General features: G+C 52.9%; 16 protein-coding genes. 7 read left to right on the forward strand and 9 right to left on the reverse strand.

Annotated features, from left to right (window positions below; genetic code table 11):
- The first annotated feature begins 223 nt into the window (after nt 1–223).
- A complete protein-coding gene (locus tag ABLO27_RS05055; RefSeq protein WP_353030954.1) occupies nt 224–1,912 on the forward strand; it encodes a peptidase domain-containing ABC transporter in 1,689 nt (562 codons plus the stop codon).
- Nucleotides 1,909–4,125: a peptidase domain-containing ABC transporter gene (locus tag ABLO27_RS05060; protein ID WP_353030956.1), complete on the forward strand. Its 2,217-nt coding sequence runs from the start codon at nt 1,909–1,911 to the stop codon at nt 4,123–4,125. The genes ABLO27_RS05055 and ABLO27_RS05060 overlap by 4 nt, the downstream gene beginning before the upstream one ends.
- Before the next feature lie 80 nt (nt 4,126–4,205).
- Here ABLO27_RS05060 and ABLO27_RS05065 read toward each other — a convergent pair whose 3' ends face one another.
- The 9 genes from ABLO27_RS05065 to ABLO27_RS05105 form a co-directional block, all read right to left on the reverse strand.
- Complete coding sequence (locus tag ABLO27_RS05065; RefSeq protein ID WP_353030957.1) at nt 4,206–4,892, reverse strand: phosphatase PAP2 family protein; 687 nt, start codon at nt 4,890–4,892, stop codon at nt 4,206–4,208.
- Between the two features lie 312 nt (nt 4,893–5,204).
- Entirely contained in the window at nt 5,205–6,515 is a 1,311-nt protein-coding gene (locus ABLO27_RS05070; protein WP_353030959.1) for a hypothetical protein, read from the reverse strand.
- The gene (locus ABLO27_RS05075) at nt 6,512–8,050 is read right to left on the reverse strand and encodes a VWA domain-containing protein (RefSeq protein ID WP_353030960.1); all 1,539 of its coding nucleotides are present in this window, start codon (nt 8,048–8,050) and stop codon (nt 6,512–6,514) included. The genes ABLO27_RS05070 and ABLO27_RS05075 overlap by 4 nt, the downstream gene beginning before the upstream one ends.
- Nucleotides 8,047–9,030, reverse strand: a complete 984-nt coding sequence (locus ABLO27_RS05080; protein WP_353030961.1) for a VWA domain-containing protein — start codon at nt 9,028–9,030, stop codon at nt 8,047–8,049. The genes ABLO27_RS05075 and ABLO27_RS05080 overlap by 4 nt, the downstream gene beginning before the upstream one ends.
- Nucleotides 9,027–9,497 carry a DUF4381 domain-containing protein gene (locus ABLO27_RS05085; RefSeq protein WP_353030962.1) on the reverse strand — a complete coding sequence of 157 codons (471 nt, stop codon included), beginning with the start codon at nt 9,495–9,497 and terminating at the stop codon, nt 9,027–9,029. The genes ABLO27_RS05080 and ABLO27_RS05085 overlap by 4 nt, the downstream gene beginning before the upstream one ends.
- Entirely contained in the window at nt 9,494–10,495 is a 1,002-nt protein-coding gene (locus tag ABLO27_RS05090; RefSeq protein ID WP_353030963.1) for a DUF58 domain-containing protein, read from the reverse strand. Before ABLO27_RS05090 ends, ABLO27_RS05085 begins: the two co-directional genes overlap by 4 nt.
- A gap of 10 nt (nt 10,496–10,505) precedes the next feature.
- Nucleotides 10,506–11,516, reverse strand: a complete 1,011-nt coding sequence (locus ABLO27_RS05095) for an AAA family ATPase (RefSeq protein WP_353030964.1) — start codon at nt 11,514–11,516, stop codon at nt 10,506–10,508.
- Nucleotides 11,517–11,588: 72 nt separating this feature from the next.
- On the reverse strand, nt 11,589–12,566 hold the full coding sequence (locus ABLO27_RS05100) for an HAD family hydrolase (protein ID WP_353030965.1): 978 nt from the start codon (nt 12,564–12,566) through the stop codon (nt 11,589–11,591).
- A 92-nt stretch (nt 12,567–12,658) separates the two neighbouring features.
- Nucleotides 12,659–14,245: an arylsulfatase gene (locus ABLO27_RS05105; RefSeq protein ID WP_353030967.1), complete on the reverse strand. Its 1,587-nt coding sequence runs from the start codon at nt 14,243–14,245 to the stop codon at nt 12,659–12,661.
- Nucleotides 14,246–14,815: 570 nt separating this feature from the next.
- Here ABLO27_RS05105 and ABLO27_RS05110 point away from each other — a divergent pair.
- The 5 genes from ABLO27_RS05110 (at nt 14,816) to ABLO27_RS05130 (ending at nt 19,332) form a co-directional block, all read left to right on the forward strand.
- Nucleotides 14,816–16,570: a tetratricopeptide repeat protein gene (locus ABLO27_RS05110; RefSeq protein WP_353030968.1), complete on the forward strand. Its 1,755-nt coding sequence runs from the start codon at nt 14,816–14,818 to the stop codon at nt 16,568–16,570.
- A 113-nt stretch (nt 16,571–16,683) separates the two neighbouring features.
- A complete protein-coding gene (locus tag ABLO27_RS05115) occupies nt 16,684–17,037 on the forward strand; it encodes a hypothetical protein (protein WP_353030970.1) in 354 nt (117 codons plus the stop codon).
- A gap of 423 nt (nt 17,038–17,460) precedes the next feature.
- The gene (locus tag ABLO27_RS05120) at nt 17,461–17,925 is read left to right on the forward strand and encodes a DUF411 domain-containing protein (protein WP_353030971.1); all 465 of its coding nucleotides are present in this window, start codon (nt 17,461–17,463) and stop codon (nt 17,923–17,925) included.
- Between the two features lie 71 nt (nt 17,926–17,996).
- Nucleotides 17,997–18,563 carry a c-type cytochrome gene (locus tag ABLO27_RS05125; RefSeq protein WP_353030972.1) on the forward strand — a complete coding sequence of 189 codons (567 nt, stop codon included), beginning with the start codon at nt 17,997–17,999 and terminating at the stop codon, nt 18,561–18,563.
- Between the two features lie 211 nt (nt 18,564–18,774).
- Nucleotides 18,775–19,332, forward strand: a complete 558-nt coding sequence (locus tag ABLO27_RS05130; RefSeq protein WP_353030973.1) for a hypothetical protein — start codon at nt 18,775–18,777, stop codon at nt 19,330–19,332.
- Nucleotides 19,333–19,359: the final 27 nt, after the last annotated feature.

Below are 19,359 nucleotides of genomic sequence, written 5' to 3' on the forward strand. Positions count from 1 at the left end.
AAGTCCGCACAATTTCGGTTCATTGCAGTCAACGCATCCGGACTTAACAAAGCGGAAAAACCGACAAAGATTCTGATGCTTAGTGGCGACAATATTTTGAAAACGACACTTAAGGTAAACGGTTTTTAAACCCGAACCGCCGAGTTTGAGTGAACAAGTTCACGACTCTGGCGCAAACATGTTGAAATCGTTGCATTCATCTTTCTTTTTACCCTGCTTGAGGGTGAAGCATTCCCTTACGGGAAGTTGGATTGCATCACCTCGTCTGCCGCGGGATGTCGTTGTTGCCTCGGTCTTTGCCAACGTGCTCGGCCTGGCGATGCCACTTGCAATCCTCCAGGTGTATGATCGTGTACTTCCAAACGCTTCTACCGACACCTTGTTTGTTCTGATGGCCGGAGTGATCTGCGTTCTGATCGCAGACGCTGCAATCAAGATCGCACGCACGGCGGTGGTTGGTCGGCTGGGAGCCGGCTTCAATCACCAGGCACACAAGGAACTCTTTCGGCGTGTTCTTGATGCAAAACCCGCTCAGTTTGCGAAGACACCCGTGTCCGTACATGTTCACCAGCTCAGAGCACTCCAGTCGGTGTCAGATCACTATGGCGATCAGGGGAGGTTGCTGGCGATAGACCTGCCTGCTGGTGGGATTTACCTGGCTGTTCTGATCTTCATCGCCGGGCCTCTGGCATTCGTGCCTGTGTGTTTGCTTGCTCTGTTCTTGTTGTTTGCCGTGAACAGGAACCGTTCGCTTCAGCAAGTGGTAGCAGACCGTGCAGATCAGGATGATCGCAAGTCCGATTTCATTCTCGAAGTGTTGTCCGGAGCAAAAACCGTAAAGTCGCAGGCGATGGAAGCCCTGATCATGCGGCGCTTCGAAAGACTGCAACGAGCGACGGCCAGGCTCAGCGCCAAATACATGCGTTTGTCCGGTCAGGCGCGGGACGCCTCTTCAATGTTCGGAACCTTGACGACTGTGTTGGTTGTCTTGTTCGGCGCGCTGATGGTCATCAACGGTAACTTCAGCATTGGTGGCGTAGCCGCCAGTACGCTGCTGTCGGGGCAATTCGTGCAGCCGTTTCTTCGTGCAATCAATCAGTTGACTGACATGCAGCGGCTGAAACACGACTATAACCAGGTTCAAAACCTGTTCGAATTGCCAGAAATCGAAAAGCGCGAAGAGCTAAACCTGAACGTGGACGGTTCAATTGAACTTGTTGACGTTTCCGCGGAAGTGGCGGAAGGCAAACGACAGGTTTTCTCCCAAGTAAACTTGAAGATTGAACCTGGGCAGATTGTCAGTTTTCAGGGCGCGGACGGCAGTGGCAAATCCACTTTGATGAAACTGCTGACGGGAGAGATGGCGCCGAAGTCCGGCAGGATCCTAATCGGCGGAGAAAACCTTGATGGCCTTGCAAAGCACGCGCTGAGGCAATCGATCGCCTATGTCGACGCCCAATCAGCAACTTTCAACGGCACGATCCTGGAGAACATTACCATGTTTGGTGCTGTTTCCGATATCGCGCATGCCAGGATGGCTTCGAAGCTGATCGGTCTTGAGAAAGAGATCCACCTCTTGCCGAAGGGATATGAAACCCAACTTGGATCCGATCTTGGTGGCAAGGTTCCTGCCTCAACCCTGCAAAGGATTGGTATTGCCAGGGCGCTGGCCGGTGAACCCAGTATTCTGATTCTGGATGAGGCAAACGCGCATTTGGACCAACAGGCGGATAGGGGTCTCATGCAGGCTTTGAAGCGTCTCAAAGGATATTTGACGGTGATCATCGTAAGTCACCGCCCGTCAATGCTGGCGCTGTCCGACCGGCAGTTCGAACTGCGTGAGGGTCAAATCGTTGAGATGACGGAAAAAGGTCAAAGCAGTCAGCCTCGGAAAATGGGGATGCCGGCGTGAGTAAAGCCCTCTTTGATCTTGAAGATCTTCATTCCGAGGACAATCCTGTCCACCGGCAATGGAATGACATTTCGGAAGGGCTGAACGCCGGCACTCCGCAGGAATCGGCCTTCCAGAAACTCAAACTGGATGCTGCCCCGGCTGAGAAATGCCTTATCCCGCTTCTTCGTGAAATGCGGTGGCAAGGGAATGACCGGCTCCTGTTCGAAGCACTTCCACATTTCGATCGCATCGAAACCTTCCAGGAGCTGAGGACGGTCCTCAATCGGTTGCACGTTAAGACCACTGCTTGTCAGGGAGGTGCAGCCGAGTTGACTGAGGCGCAGTTGCCGTGCCTTCGGATGACAGCCGCCGACGTTCAGGTGTTGGTCAGCAAAACAGACACCGGAGAATTCAGAGCATATTCCGGTCTGGATGGTGAGGCCGTTATTCTGTCGGCTAAGGAAGTCGCGAAATCCGAAGTTTATCTGGTCTATGATGAAAAAGAGGACGAAAGTCAGGTTCGAAGCAACCGAAGCTGGTCATCAACTGCTTCCAAGCAGTTCCGAAGCAGCATCGTGTCAATTCTGGCGCTCGGTTTCATTCTCAACGTCTTCGCGCTCGGGCCGCCATTGTTCATCATGGCCATCTACGACAAGGCGATGGGGGCAAAGTCAATTGACGTGCTGCTCACAATGGCAGTCGGCATTGCCATCATTCTTGTATCCGAACTGGCTCTGAGAAAAGCCAAAAACCGGCTGCAATCCTATCTGGGTGGACGCATTGACGCGATTGTCGGCAACAAGACGTTCGAGAGAATTCTGCATTTGCCGTATTCGATGCTGTCGGAAGCTCCGATCGGTACCCAGGTCATGCGGCTTCGGTACTTCGACAGTGTGCGCGATATCTTTCAGAGTTCGCTGTTCAATGCAGTCATTGATATTCCGTTCTCGTTGATCTTCATTACAGCGATTTTCCTCATCGGCGGGCCGGTGGCACTGCCGCCGCTGGCACTTCTCGTTGTCTATGCCCTGATTGCCGTCTATGTGCTGCCGAAGGTTCAGCGGGAGGTGGCTGCCGTCGGTGAGCAAAAATCCAAGCTCAACAGTTTCATGATTGAGACGTTCCGAAACCAGCGTGCCTTGAGAAACCTTTCGGTTGAAGACACATGGTTGGAAAGATTTTCAGTGCTTTCGGCCAATTTCAACAAGATGAATGTACATGCGCGTCATTTGACACACGTTCTTCAGACTGTCTCGCAGGCTTTGATGACGATTTGTGGTGTGCTTGTCCTTGGCATAGGCGCCATGCAGGTCATGGGCGGTGAAATGAGCCTTGGCGCACTGATTGCCACGATGGCGCTGTCCTGGCGTGTTCTCAATCCGATGAACCAGGCCTTCCTGAGCATTACGCAACTTGCACAAAGCAGGACGGTTATCGACCAGATCAACAACCTGATGAAAGTTCCACTTGAAAGAGAGCCGGGACATTTGCCGCGCATTACCCGAGACATTCAAGGCGACTTGAAAATATCTTCGTTGGTGCTCCGTTATCCCGGTTCTACAGAAGCATCCCTGAAGGGTATCGAGCTCAACATCAAGGAAGGAGAAATTGTTGCCATAACCGGACCAAGCGGGTCTGGCAAAACAGCTCTTTTCCAGGCTCTCACAGGACTGTTTCAGCCACAAGTCGGTTCCATACTCTTTGACGGACTTGATGTTCGTCAGCTGGATGCTGGCGAATGGAGATCCAAGATCGGTTATGCACCGGATGATCTGGATTTTTTCTATGGCACCGTAAAGCAGAACCTGCTGTTATCCGATCCTGGCGCCAGCGATGAGCGACTGTTCGAGATTACAACTCAACTTGGCCTTCTGCCTTACCTTGAAGAAAACTTTGAAGGTCTGGAGACAAGGTTGAATGGCGAAGTCTTGAAGCAGATACCGGACAACATGAAGCAGCGGATCGTGCTAGCTCGGGCGTTTATCAAAAGGGTGCCTCTCTATCTCTTCGACAATCCTGGAACGCATCTGGATTTTGAAGGGGACAAGAAGTTCATGGAAATGATCCGCGCATTGCATGGCAAGGCGACCATTCTCATCAACACACAAAGACCAAGTCACATGAAGATGGCGGACCGGGTTGTCGTTCTGAATTCTGGTCAGATCGCCATGATGGGCACGCCGGACAAAGTGGTTCCTGCTCTGATGGGCCAGGCCGCCAAGGCGAGCTGAAACCGCAAATTTGCACCCAACTGAACATCTTTGGGGTTTTTGGTGCACTGATCACGAGAACAGTGCACCAGGTTCAATTATCAAGAGCGATCAATCCCTCGAATATCAGCTATCGCTTCCTGAACCGTCGGATTGGCCAATATTGCATCTGCATAGGCATGTCCAAGGACCTGACCGGATGAGACATCCATCGGATAATGGACGCCTGCGACGGCTCGGCCATGTCCGATCCGGTTCGCAAGATCCATCAACTCGTCACCTTTTTCCGGAAAGACCTCCGTCAGCAGGCGGGCATAAACGATGGCCCGAATAGCGTGCCCGCTTGGATATGAGGGCACTGCGCGCGCATCTCCAACAGCTTCCACCGCGGAGCTGATTTCAAACGGGCGGGGATAATCGTAGATGGTCTTGACGGCGTCGTAGTCGTTTCGGACTTCATCAATGGCATTTTCGAGCAGCACACTTAGCGCGGGGCCATCAACCTTGAACATCTCCTCGCTGACGATTGGAGCAAAGCGGTCGAGGTTGAGAGGTTTTTCAACGAAATGCACCTGCTCGGGTGTCCTCGTTTCCTGTAGCCAGAGAATTGTGGACATCTCTTGGTGGAACTTAGGTGTTCCCAACGCAGGCGGAGGTGATATTTTGCTTTGCGCTTCAATGCTGTCGGGTGGCAACAGTGGTGCTGATTGCGTCGTTGCCAGCGACGATGTTGTCGAAGCAGCAAAGATGATTGCCACGGCAGCAATCGTTCCCGTAACTCTTCTCATTTCAATTTCCTCCGCTTGATCTGGTTCAGGTTCAATTCGGTACAGGCGAGAAGCTCTACCTGTGCATAGAAGTGATGTTGCGGAGTTATGATTCAAATTAAGAATTGGTAACGAGTGGAATGGAGAAGCGTCAGATCAGTTGAAGTAATATTCAACAAAGGTGAAGAGTGGAATGAAAGTAATCCGAAAAATTAGAGGGGATGAAAAAATTTATTGAAGGAAATACCTATTTAGACTTCTGGAGAAAAATAATTCCTGATGAAAGTCCGGTTTATCGCAGTGAAAATCTATGGCATCGCGACATCATTTCACTCACAGTCGCGCGTTCTTTGGTGACGGATTGAGCGGTGGGAGACTGTTTTGTCGGTGCCGACGGATCCGATTTGATCGCGTCTTTCTGAGGTCTTGAATTACGGTCTCTAAGCGTCTCCAGGCGATGTTCATTCCGGAATGTTTATCGGGCGCAGTCTTTCTGTAGTGTCCTTTGCCCAATTCAATCAGCGCAGCATCATAATTGGTCCAGTCCAACCCTGCATCCAGTTCATTCAATCGACTACGCCACTCAGTACCGGTTCTATAAACTGCATGGAAATTGCGCCGGTAAACCTGATGTCTTAGCGCAAGGTATGCATAGGTCTCTGAATATTTGAAAACCGACCAACGCTCTCTAACTGCGCCCAGAATCCTGGGTGCAAGCCAACGGGACAGGAAGATCAGGCCAACGATAAAAATCAGGGAAATCCCGGCTCCAATCAACAGTGAACGCAGGTTTGCACCGGCTGTCTCCTGAGACTCTCCTTCAGCACCACCTACGACCGAAAGGTGAATGGATGGAACCTGGGCTGTTTCTATCTTTCCGGATTTGAGATTGTACCAGGATAGTGAGTACTCCGGGATTTCATATTCACCGGCGTTTTCTGCGACCAACGTGAATGTTTCCTCACGCGATCCGGAAAGAAGTCCCCGATCCTCCTTTTCTTCAATAACCGGTTCGCTCGGATAGAACGAAACACCATCAAACTCCTGGGTCCCTTCAAGGGAGGGAAGAACCATCGGCGGGGCGCCTGAAATTGAGGCTTTGGTCGTAATCTTCAACGCGTCTCCAGGTTGAAGTGAGGCTGGATCACCTTCGACCTGTCTGTCCAGGCTGATCTGGTTTGCAGCAACAAACGGAACGAGGTCCTGTGTGCCATCCGGAAGTGCTCCGATAATTTCAAATGCCTCGGTTGCAACTTCCGTTTCTATCGGTTGGCGAGTTTCCGGATCTGCATAGACCACCTTGATCGTTCCGGTTGGAATCTGAAAACGTCCAGGAACAAGCGGGTAGAGCCGGTAAGAACGTGTTACCCCGGACCATGTCTCTCCGTCGATCGTTTCGCTTGTCGGGCCCGACGCCCGTGAAGGCAGTCTGACCATCACGTTCGGAACTTCAATATTCGGGAAGAGGGGCGGGGTTGGCAGCCAGGTTGGAACGAGTAGGGTGATCCGATAAATCAGGGGCTGTCCCGGAATGGCCGTGTTCTCTTCAAGAGCCGTCTTCACTTTCGGCGCGGTGTTCGATCGGGCCACTGCCATGTGAACCGCAGCAACCGAGAAAATCAGAGCAAGCGCCAGGCGGATCATTGGGCTTGCTCCACAGCTTCCAGAGCAAACCTTGTCTTGAGAAAGTCACTGGTTCTTGTATCGACTGTTCTCATCCATTGCTCCGCTGACTCAGGCAACTTTTCGCCGGATTGCTGTTGTTGTTTGCTTTCTGCCCCCCGGCCAGCTTCATTGTCGAAAACAACATCGTCCGCACCGATACCCCGTTCTTCTCCGGTGTCGGATTGCTCCCGCGTTGTTTCAACATATTCAAGAATATAGCGGGCGAGCTCAAGATTGTTTTTGGCCGCACTGTTGTCCGGGTCTCGCTCGACTGCCTTTTCGAAGGCCGCAATCGCCTGTCGGTAGGATCGCGACTTTATCAGCGCCATGCCTTCGCCCATGGCTGCGTCCGAGCTCTCCTGATATGAGTATAGTTCCGCCGCCTCCTCGTATCTGCCAAGCCTGTAGAGAGAATAGGCCTTCCACATCTGGTCTTCAAAAAGATCAGCGGCCTGTTGGTACTCCTTGGCTTCAAATGCCAGATGCCCTTGCTGATCGGGTGTCAGAAACCAGCTTCGCCAGCCATCGGCACGCACCTCTGTCGTCGACACGAGACACGTTACAGCCAGCATCAGAACAGCCCACTTCATTGTCCAGCCTCTGCGAAACCAGAACAGCAAGAGCAAGGCTGCGGGCCAGGCAAAAATGTATCCCTGATCCCGCCATTTCAGCCGCTCATCTTGAGTGAGTGCTGACTGGTAGGCCGATAAAATGGCGCGCGTAACCTGATTGACATCGCTCGTGTCTATGGTGACAGCAACCGTTTGCACCCCAGGCAAACTGTCAATTTCAGCAAGACCGGTTTCATCTTTGCTAAATGTCCAGAGCAACAGGGACATCCCGGTGGTTTCAGTGAAGCTTTGAAACGACCGGGCATCTGCATCTGACAAACGGTCGAGCAGAAAAACGATGGAGCCCGGTTCGTTTTGTGTTTCAAGAATTTCTTGCGCCAATTGCAATGCATCACGGCCTGTTTCGCCGTCATTGGGCATCACATCCGGTTCCAGCCCTTCAAGGAAGGGTTTCAACACCTCCGGGTCTTCGCTCAACGGCACGACCTGATGCGCCGTGCCGGCATACGCGACAAGAGCGGTTTTTGCTCCTCTTCTTTCCTTCAGAAGATCAAGGACCTTGTGTTTTGCGCGCTCAAGCCGACTTGGAGGAATATCGGTCTGCAACATCGACTTGGATACTTTGAGAACCACAACAAGTGGCGACGTATCTGCAAGAAGTGGATTTGGGACGCGAGACCAGGTTGGGCCAGCTGTTCCGAGTGCCAGCAAGGCCAGCAGGATGCAAACCCAATCGATTGGATGAAGTCGGTAGGATTGATCGTTTCCAACCGTAAGTGCTTTTGCCAAATGCGGTGCGACCACATTCGGGAGGTTGATTTTTCTTGAAAAGGTCCTGCGAACAAACAGCCAGACGAGCAGGATCGCGGGAAGGGCAATCAACCACCAGGGGCGGATGAAGTGAAAGGCCGAAAAATCAGGAATTAGAGTGTCCAAATTCATGCTGGCCTCCGCGTCCTGTGAGAGACCAATAGAACCAGCAATGTCGAGAAACCAAGGACGACAGCAAGTCCCAGGAGGTAGTGACCCAGCGGATCACGTGGACGGTAGCTGGTTGTTTCAACTTCGCGCGGCTTCAATGCGTCTATGCGCCCATAGATGTCTGTCAGTGTGTCTTCATCGGCAGCAAAGAAATACTGGCCGCCAGCTGCTGCCGAAATGTCCTTGAGAGCCTGCTCGTCCAATCTCTGCTCACCGGAACCATCCGGATCGCCGACACCGATCGTTATGATCTCGATTCCCTCGCCAGCTGCGATGCCGGCGGCATTTACAGGGGACATCCGGCTCCCCGTGTCACCTCCGTCACTCAAGAGGATCAGAAGTCTTTCTTCGATCTCACTTGCCTGGAATGTCTTGATCGAAAGCCCGATTGCATCGCCGATGACCGTGTGAGGCCCGGCCATACCAACCTGTGTCTGCTCAAGGAGCGAACGAACTGAAGCAAGATCCTCGGTGAAAGGAGCCTGCACAAACGCCTTGGCTCCGAAAATTATCAGGGCAACACGGTCACCATCTCGAGCGCTGATAAAATCGCCCACGACATTCTTGACCGCATCAAGCCTTTGAATGCGCCCGCCATCAGTTGAAGTGAAGTCGATCTGATCCATCGAACCGGAAATGTCGATTGCAAGCATGACATCTCTTGCTGCCTTTTCCTGAACAATCGGATCACCGATGCGTTCTGGTTGAGCCAATGCCCCAACCAGAAGGCACCAAACCAATCCGGCCATAGTTTCTTGGAATAAGGATCGTCTGGAGATGACAGAGCCTGGTGCAGGCTCTTTTCCCGCAGCCGCCGCCAGCCTGCGAAAAAAGGGAAAGCGCAAAGCGGAAACCTGCTTCTTGTGCGCAGGAACCAGAAAATAGACCAATATGGGCAGCGGCAGCATCAGAAATGCGAGCGGTTGGCTGAATTCAATCACCGGAAGTCTCTCCTATGTGATCTGATCCAGTCCTTGACCAGCGGTTTCAGGTTTGGCGCATCAGAATTCTCCTGGTAGGGAGCAGATGCCAGTGCCTGGCCGTGACCGCTTGTGAATTCCTTGCCTCCATAACTCCTATCCAAAAACTCCAGCCAGTCACTGCCTGAAAGCGACGCCACCGAATATCTTGGATAAGCTGCCAGTGCCGTGCGTCTGATCAGGTTGGAAAGCACGGTCGGGTCGTCGGAACTTTGCGCCAGTTCGTCCAACGCCTGTTTGCGATAGGCGTTTTCTTTCCGGTGTTTAACAAGCTTTCTGCCGAACAGGCCGAAGAGAGCGGCAAGGAACAGCAAGAGCCAGAGCCAACCGACTGTCTGTGGCATCATGGAAATTGGTTCGGGTTCGGGGACCGGTTCCAACAGATCAAGCAACTCAACGAGATTGAGACCCTTCCATTCGTCCTTCATTGCAGGCCTCCACCGGTCATTCGGTGTCCCGTCAATCTGCTCAGCTGGGCAACTGTGTCTTCTCCCGCACTCAAGGGAAATATCGGTACGCCGAATTTGCGGTTCCAGGACAAGACTTCAGACAGACGACCTTTCGTGAACTCCTCAAGGCGCCGGTAGATTTCTCCTGTCGTGGTGTCGACTTCCACCTGCAATTCGCCGTCAGAAACAATGAGCCTGGTTCCTTCGGGTACTTCGTTTGAAATCGGATCTGTGACCGGGCACAGAACAAGATCATTGTGACGTGCCAGGTTCGCCACCAGCTTTTCCGTTGTATCGTCGAGCCCGTCGAAATCACTGATGACGACAACCAGGTGATCGCGCTTTGCCATTCGGGCCACGGAAGCAAGCGGACGGTTGAGAAGCATCGGAGCGTCGACGACTGGTGCATCAGCGCGCAGAAGGTTGTTTGCGCGGCTCAATGCCGCCAGAAAACATTCCAGGGCAACCTTGCTGCGTTTGGGCCGGATCTCACAGACAATTTCATCTCCGAAGACGATTCCACCAAGACGGTCACCCTGGTCCAGAACCCGAAACGCAACGAGCGCGGCCGTCTCTGCCGCCGTCACCGACTTCATGTTGTGTCGGGTGCCGAAGAACATAGACATTCGCTGATCGACGACAAGTAGCGCTGGCTTGTCCCGTTCTTCACTGTAGACCCGCACATGGGGCTCGCCGGTCCTAGCTGTCACTTTCCAGTCGATCGTTCTGGGATCGTCGCCTGCAAGATACCCCCGGAGCTCTTCAAAATTCAGTCCGCGGCCACGCAACCTGGAAGCATGACGCCCGTTCAGGACGCTGTTCGCAGGTTGCCGCGGCAATAAGGTAAGGTTTCTGGCCCGGTTTTCCAGAGATCTCAAATGGTTGAGGTCTACTCGTATGCGTACGTCCTGTTGGCTTTCAGCCTTGGCGGATTTTTGGTGAAGGCCAGACCTGAGACGTGCGTTGCGGTCGCGCATTGTTCTCTCCTCACGGCAAAGCGACCTGGGTTACGATCTCATCGACCGCCTTGTCCGGCGATATGCCGTCTCCATCGGCTTCAAAACTCAAGGTGAGACGATGGCGAAAAACATCATGCGCGATTGCTTGAACATCCATCGGGTCGACATAGTCGCGGCCGGCCAACCAGGCATGTGTGCGGCTGCATTTGTCGAGAGCAATCGACGCACGTGGGCTTGCTCCGACTTCAATCCAGCGCCTTAGATCATCGGAGTACAGTTCAGGTGTTCTTGTCGCATAAACAAGGTCTGCCATGTAGCGCTCGATCGGCTCTGATACATGAATGCTGGAGATCTCAGATCTCGCTGAAAAAACAGTGTCCTGGGTAATTCGTGACGAGACCTGGGTCATCCCGTTGTCTTGCTGATCATTGTCTTGCTTTGCCGGACGAAGCACTGAAACTTCTTCTCCACGAACAAGTCGAATAACCTGAACTTCGTCTTCCACCGGAGGGTAACTGATAAGCACATGCATCAGAAATCGATCCATCTGCGCTTCAGGAAGCGGATAGGTCCCTTCCTGCTCAACCGGGTTCTGGGTTGCCATGACCATGAACAGCGGTTCCATCTTGTGGGTTCTGCCCGAAACCGTCACCTGACGTTCTTCCATGGCCTCCAGCAATGCAGCCTGAACTTTAGCCGGGGCCCGATTGATTTCATCCGCCAGCACGATGTTGGCGAATATGGGGCCTGGTTCGAAACGGAACGTGCCACTACCACCAGACTGGTGATACACCTCCGTTCCCGTCACGTCCGAGGGCAGAAGATCAGGTGTGAATTGGATACGGCTGAAATCTGCCTGCAGGTTGTTCGCCAATGCCTTGATCGCCCGTGTCTTGGCCAATCCCGGCAATCCCTCAACCAACAGGTTGCCATTCGCAAGCAGCCCAATGATCAATCGGTCTATGACGTCTTCCTGGCCAATTATTGACTGCTGCATGCGCAGCTTGAGATCCTTTATCCTTGGAAGCGCGTCTGACATTGAAAACAATTCCTGTAAAAGCAATGGAAACAAGTTGAGGCGCGGGTAAACCGTTTGTCCGCTGTTTGATCGCTAGTTTGCCGCCCCGGACCAGACACGGTTCCAGTCCTTGGCCATATCGATGAGTATCCAGCCCCGACCCGGACCTTCTTCAAGTCCTCTTTCCAATTTGCCGACATGGCTGTCGCGGTCGTAGGCCCATTCACGTTGATCGTCGGTGTGGTGGACAAGAACTCCCAGGCGGGGACCTTCAGCGGACGTCGCCCATTCCAGCATCTGAAAGTCACCGTCCGAGTTGCCGCCAACAAAGATTGGCAAACGGCCGATTCTGCTGTCGATTGCCACCGGTTTTCCGGCCTTGTCGTCAACGAAGGCGATGCCCGGGTCCTTCAAGATTGTCGGCACACCGTCAACGACTTCATATCTGGTCTTGCCGGTACTGCCGATGACCTGTTCAGGAGGAATGCCATAGGCTTCTTCTGCGAACGCGCGCATGAAGTGAAGGCCACCGCCAGAAACGATGTATGTGGTAAAGCCATTGTCCCGAAGATGACGTAACAACTCGAGCATCGGCTGGTAGGTCATATCCGTATAGGCCATCTGTTTTGTGGGGTGTCTGGCCGTTTCCAACCACTCGGCAACGTCTTTTTGAAATTCATCAACCGTAAGTCCGGAGTGGGAAACCATGACGATTTCAAGCAGTCCGTCTTCGCCGCTCTCGGCGACTTTCTCCAGATCACCCGCTGCTGCGGCCTTGAGAGTATCGCTGGTCAGGATTGACGGGTCTGCTTCTGCTTTTTGCTTGAGACGGTCAAGAGCATACAGCAACTGGAAATAGACGGGTTTTTCAGCCCAAAGTGTCCCGTCGTTATCAAACACGGCAATTCTTTCAGCCGGTGTTACATAGTCTTCAGATTTCGGGTCTGTCACCGCATCCACAAATGCAAGGATACGCGCCTTAGCCTCATCTGCATTCCAAGAGGGCAGGGGATCGGAAAAGGCGGTACCGGTTGTCAGGACCAAAACAACAATTAAGGAGAATAAGCGCATTTGCTCCTCCAGCAGGCCACTGCGCTGAACAGTTTATCAAATGACATTTGCGGCGGACCGAAGCCCGCCGCAGTGAACTAGGATGCTGGTCCTTACTGTGCGCCGCCCGGGTCGGACAGTTTCTCCATCACCTGGTCAAGCGAGAAACTTGCAGCCTTCTGGCGTGGTGGGAATTCCTGGAAGGTCTCCAGGAAGTTTCCGACATATTGCTGTGCCGGCACCAGAAGATATGCCCTGTCCAACAGCCAGTCGTAATAGGTATTGGAGGTTCTGTACGAGCGCTCGTACGGATCACGGCGCAGGTTGAAGACCAATGGGATACGCAGCGGCGTGAAAGGTTCAATCCAGGCACGCAACGTCTGGTAGGCTTTCTGCTCCAGGAAGACCAGTTTCCAGTCGTTCCAGCGCAAAGCGGTCAGATCACCGTCGTCGGAGAAATAGAAGATTTCCGCCCGCGGGCCCTTGTCTTCATCTCCAAGCAGGAACGGCAGGAAGTTATAGCCGTCGAGGTGGACCTTGTACTCACGGCCGATTGCCTGAACGCCGCCTTCCTTCAGCTGTTCCTTGATGTCTGGAACACCGGCAGCGGCCAGGTAGGTCGGCAGCCAGTCCATGTGGTGCATGATGTCATTTGATACAGCACCAGCTTCAATCTTGCCCGGCCAGCGAACCATGGACGGCACCCGCCATCCACCTTCCCAGTTGGTGTTCTTCTCACCGAAGAACGGCGTCGAAGCGGCATCCGGCCAGGTATTGTAATGTGGTCCGTTGTCGGTCGAATAGTGCACAATTGTATTGTCGGCAATGCCGAGTTCATCAAGGGCGTCCAGCAACTGTCCGACATGCATATCGTGTTCGACCATGCCGTCCGAGTATTCATCCTGACCGGAGATACCGTCCAGTTCGTCCTTCACGTGGGTGCGGAAATGCATCCGTGTACCGTTCCACCAGACGTAAAACGGCTTGCCCTGATCATGAGCTCGTTTGATGAAGTCGATCGCTGCGGCAACAGTTTCATCGTCAACGGTTTCCATCCGTTTTTTCGTCAGCGGACCGGTGTCTTCAATGGTTCCGTCGGCTGCCGACTTAATGACACCACGTGGACCGAAGGCTTCACGGAATGTTCTGCCGTCAGCCAGCACCATGTCACCGGGATAGTCTTCGTTCTCGGGTTCTTCTTCTGCATTCAGGTGATAAAGGTTGCCGAAAAATTCATCGAAACCGTGGTTTGTCGGAAGGTGCTCGTCCTTGTCGCCTAGGTGGTTTTTTCCGAACTGCCCGGTGACATAGCCTTCAGCCTTGAGAAGGCCTGCGATCGTGGGGTCTTCTTCCTGCATGCCGAGCTCCGCACCCGGCAACCCGACCTTTGAAAGGCCTGTGCGGTACACGCTCTGTCCCATGATGTAGGAGGATCGACCTGCCGTACACGACTGCTCGCCATAATAGTCGGTGAACATCATGCCTTCGTTGGCAACCCGGTCAATATTGGGCGTCTTGTAGCCCATCAGACCAAATGTGTAGGCGGATATATTGGACTGGCCAATATCATCACCCCAGATAACCAGTATGTTCGGTTTGTCCGCGTCTTGCGCCAGAACCGGCGCTACGTCCGAAAGGGCAAAGGCCCCAACGGCGCAGATGGCCAGTTTCGTGGCCAACAAATTTATTCGAAAATGCATGGCTCAGTCCTTCCCATGTGCATTGACGAAGATTTGAAAAAATGAAATACGCCAATGCCTTGGTTGTCGGCAGATCAATCAGAGGCTGAAACTGCCGCTACGTCAATATTCAAGATCAAATTTAATCTTTTCCCATTCTCTCTATCCAAGGTTTTGCTGTGAGTTCGATACGTTTGCCGGGAGCAGATACGTCCCTCAAGGAGCCATGCTCGGCTCGCAAACCATTTGCAGGTTTCGCCAGACCCTTAGCAGACGGTATTGAAAGTGCTGAGGTCAGGGCATGAACGTCGCGTCGCTTCATGCTGAAAGGGTTCTTTTGTTTTGCGAAAGAACAAGCACCAAAGGAGGCTGACCAATCGACAAGCGGGACCGTCCTGGAATGTGAATGACGTGAAATAGACACAGAGCGTGGGTCTCCTCGACGACTCGGTGCGCGCCTGGCAACTTGGAAGCGCGGTCATCGTAGGCACCACTCTGGAAGCGTGAAGTACGAACATGTTGCTACATGGGTGGTTGAGAGTGTTACATAGGGGTGTTTTTGAAAAAATCTGATTTGTTAGGGATTTACCCGTGCCAGCTGAAACCGGACAAACAGCTTCGGAGCACTCGATACGCACCCAGTTGCAGCGTATGTTGAACCATCCGGAATTTGCTGCCACGCCGCAACGCAAGGCGTTTTTGACCTATGTCGTCGATGAAACCCTGGCTGGACGGGCCGACCAGATCAAGGGTGTGGCTATCGCCATGTCGGTCTTTGGCCGAGATGACACCTTTGACCAGCAGACTGATCCGATTGTTCGCCTTGAGGCGCGCAGACTACGCAGAGACATCGATGGTTACTATGCCGGTCCGGGGCGTGATGAACCGATCAGGATATCGATTCCGAAAGGGACTTACGTTCCCCGCTTTGAAGCGATTGCCAATGTATCTGAACCAGCACCAATACCAGAAGGCCTCGTTGAAAAACGGTCAGGATTTTTGAACTTTGGTCAGCCGTGGCTACTGCCTCTCTTCGCGGCTGTAACTTTTGTCAGTCTGGTGCTTGTAGGCGTCTACATCTTCTTGCCCATGAACAAGCAAGTCGGACCAGATGACGCCGGTTTGCCCAAAGGGCCGACAATTGCTGTATTGCCATTCACTCCCTTGGGTGACGGACCCAGTTATGTCGCTGACGGTATCACTCAGCAACTGACGACCGAGCTCGTGCGATTTCGGGACCTTTGGGTGCTACCGCTGGGAACAGTTGGGCGCTATCGGAGTGGTCAATCGGGTCAAGCCGATCTGAGATCCGAGTTCGGAGCTGATTACGTCCTTGAAGGGAGTGTTTCAGCTGCTGTTGGTACCTTGAACATAACGGCTCGTCTGGTGGACTTGGAAACCGACCGGTACATCTGGGTTCACAGTTACGACACAGTCAGCAGTCCGAAAGAAATATATGATGCCCAGAATCTCATTACCCGGGAGGTGATTGGCAATCTTGCGGGCAAATACGGCATCCTTTCCAAGCAAGCCATGAATGAAGCTTCGCGCCGTCCTCCAGAAAACCGCAGCGCCTATGACTGCGTGCTGGAATATTACAGCTATCAGATCACCATCAATCTTGAACGTCATGGCGAAGTAAAGTCCTGTATCGAACGGGCCATTGCGCTTGAACCCGACTACGCGGAAGCCTGGGCAGTGTTGTCGAACCTCTATCTGCAGCAGATCCGTTTTGCATTGGAAGGAGACAGCCAGGAACTCTTCGCACGTGCTGAAGAGGCGGCAAATCGTGCGGTGGAACTGGATCCGCATTCAGCCTCTGCACATCTCATGCAGGCAAACGTTCGGTTCGTGGCCGGTGATCTGGAAGGTTTTCGGAAGTCAGGCGAAAGGGCCACATCCTTGAACCCGAATGACAATGCAATTCTGGCTCACTTTGCCCTGAGACTTGCGCTCAGCGGGTCCTGGCAAGAAGGGCTCGCAATCATGGACAAGGCAATCGCGCTCAATCCGGTCCATCCTCACTGGTACCATTTTCCCTGGGTGTTCTATCACTACGAGCAGCAGGAGTTTCGCCAGGCACTCGCAAAACTCGACAGGATCAAGATGCCGGACTTCTTTTGGACGCATCTTTGGCGGACCGTGCTGAATGCGGAGTTGAACAACCACGCTTCCGCCCAGGAAGCACTTGAGAAACTGATTGCGCAACGACCGGATCTTGAAACCGAAATTCAAAACATACTGTCAGTTTGGCTGCTTGATGAAGCATTCAAGAAACGACTGATGTTGAGCCTGAAAAAAGCAGGTTTGGGAGGCAAGCACGGTTCTAAAGCAAAAACTCTATAACTACAGATAAGCATATGAAAAAAAAGATTATTTTGTTTCTGAGTGGATATCTTGAAACAACTGCGCCAATCTGGCCCATACCATTTCGCACCTGATCAGGCTAAATGGTCCCCATGCGTAGTTTGCTGATTGCACTGCTTGTCGTTGTATTTGCTGGGGTTCACACGGCCGCAGCATTAAGTGCTGGGCAAGCAGAAATTTCAGAGATCACTTCACAGCAAAACACCGATCATGCGGCGATCGACGCCGTCATGATGGGAATGACCCACCACGACCAATGTTGTGGTGATGCTGGCACAGTTGGTGGAGCTGGGGGCTTTGCAAGCTGCAGTATTGACTGCGGTGTTTTTTATCTCGTCGACTTTTCGTCCGAGTTTGTCTCTGAGCGCATTATTGAGACCGTTCCTCTTGCAATTTTTTCGTCTGTAATCCTGCGCCAACCGGACAATCCTCCCAAACAGCGCTGACCTGCCGAAATGGGGCAAATGCCCCTTACCAATCGCACTTCAAAACTTATAATGCGAACACCTGTTCCAATTAGCTCATCCGTGTCCGGTGAGCGGTGTTCGCCATGCTTGCAGGTAAACGCAAATGGAAATCGAAACAATTGACGCTCGTGGTCAGTCTGCGGGGGCAAACACCGCAGGGACAGCCAACCCGAAATCTGAAAGGCCCAAAATGTTGTCTGGGGCCAATCTGTTCATGGTTGCCTGTTGCGCTGCCATGTTTGTTGGAACTGGTATCTATTTAGCATACGCGCCGGCTGATCAATCATTCGTGGAAACGATGTTGGTTGCAGTTCCCTTGCTTGGTTGCCTTGCGATGCACTTTGTTCTGCATCGTCTCATGGGCAAATCCTGTCACGGTTCTTCGAATGTCGGAGGTTCAAAATGACCAAATTTACCACCGCATTTCTCGCCCTTGCCGGTTTGCTGACACTGGCAGTGCCCACGCAGGCAGATGAAGAAAAAACAATGACTGTGTACAAATCGCCCTGGTGTGGGTGTTGTGAAGTCTGGACCGAAGCTGTTGAAGCGGCAGGCTACTGGGTCGTTGTCGAAGATTTGGAAGATCTTTCATCCATCAAGCAACAGGCAGGTATTCCTGACGATATGCAGGCTTGTCATACCGCAGTGATCGGAAACGACCGGAAATACATCATTGAGGGCCATGTTCCATTGGAGGCCATAGACAAGTGGATGACCGAACGTCCGGACATTCGCGGCATTGCCGTACCTGGCATGCCTGAAGGCTCATTGGGAATGGGATATGATCCAAGCGCGGAATACACCGTTTATTCTCTTGGTGTGACCCCGTCACACGCGCCTGAAGTCTATATGACGACAGGTCGCTGAGTTCAGTCGTAACGGAGGAGGGCGGGCCCAAAGGCGCGCGCCCTCGCTCCTCCAAGGGCTATCGGAGAAAGTTGGCCTTTGAGGTCACCTATCTCATTCTCGTAAAATTCGGTTCTGATGGAACGATGAAAAAAGCGCTGATCCTATGGTCTTTCCTCGTCAGTCTTCTGATTTTCGTCGCGATGCTGACAGGTTACCTAGCGAACAAGACCGCAGAAGAAACTGGTACCGCGGCCACCACGGCCGGGTTCCTGCAACCCGAAAACTCGGTTCTCGTGTGCCAGGGTGCAGACATATACGCAAGCTACTGTGCCTCTTGTCACGGAGCTGACCTTGAAGGCGAACCGAATTGGCAATCACCCAATCCGGACGGGTCTTTGCGGGCACCTCCACATGACGAAACCGGGCACACCTGGCATCATGCCGATGAGCTGCTTTTCAAGATCACGAAGCTCGGTACTGCTCAGGCCCTTGATATTGAAGGCTTGAACTCCGCTATGCCGGGATTTTCCGACACGCTTTCGGATGACGAAATTGTCGCGGTTCTTTCGTGGATCAAATCCACATGGCCAGAAGATATCAGGGCAATGCATGACACACTGAATGAGCGCGCCCGGCAGTCTCAAACCCCAGACTAGTGAACGCGCATCAGGAACGCCACGAACGATCCGCAATTGACTGGACTTGGTACATTATCGGCGCTCCCGGCGCGCTTGTCGGAGTAGTCTTTACCGTTGCGCAATAACAAGGCACCACCAACGTCCGTGTGCAGGCAACTCAGTGCACTTTAGAGAGGCGCAGGTCTCAGGTAGACTAGAGCCGTCAGTTGGATTGACAAAGGGCCTGACCATGGACCGGAAGATTGAGCTCCACTGGAGCCGGAAGTTTGATTTCGTCGGCAATCTGACCTCTGGCCCAACCACCGCTTCGTCTACAACCTTCCAGGTCAAAGCGGCGCTGAGGAACGCCTACAGCTCGCTATTCGGGATCTATATGTTCTTTGAGGACACAAGCTTTGAACCAGCTCGTCGATCCGCGATTGAGGGGTGGCGCAAGAGCCACGGCCTCACCACCACTGGAGCGCTCAAGCCGATCTATATCGGTATTGTGAAATCCGACCAGCGCGACTTTGTGGAGCGAATGCGCGAGCATCACAAGAAATGGATCTATCAGTATCGCGACAAGGGCCAGCTCTTCGTGAAATTCGCGACAACATATTACTGGTGCAGGGAAGAGGAACTCCCGCAACTTATCGAGGACGCGGAGAGCGTGCTGGTTTTCGAGATGCAGCCCTACGAGAATACCGCCAAGATCAGTTCATACAGCCTCTCCGAGGATATCAAGGTCTCGAACACCGGCCACCACGCGCCACTGCCCAAATCGATCACATCGAAAAAGCACTTCTGAAGACAGCGTCCTCAAGGACAAATCCTG

It is taken from the genome of Roseibium sp. SCP15, from assembly GCF_040329435.1.
Classification (GTDB): domain Bacteria; phylum Pseudomonadota; class Alphaproteobacteria; order Rhizobiales; family Stappiaceae; genus Roseibium.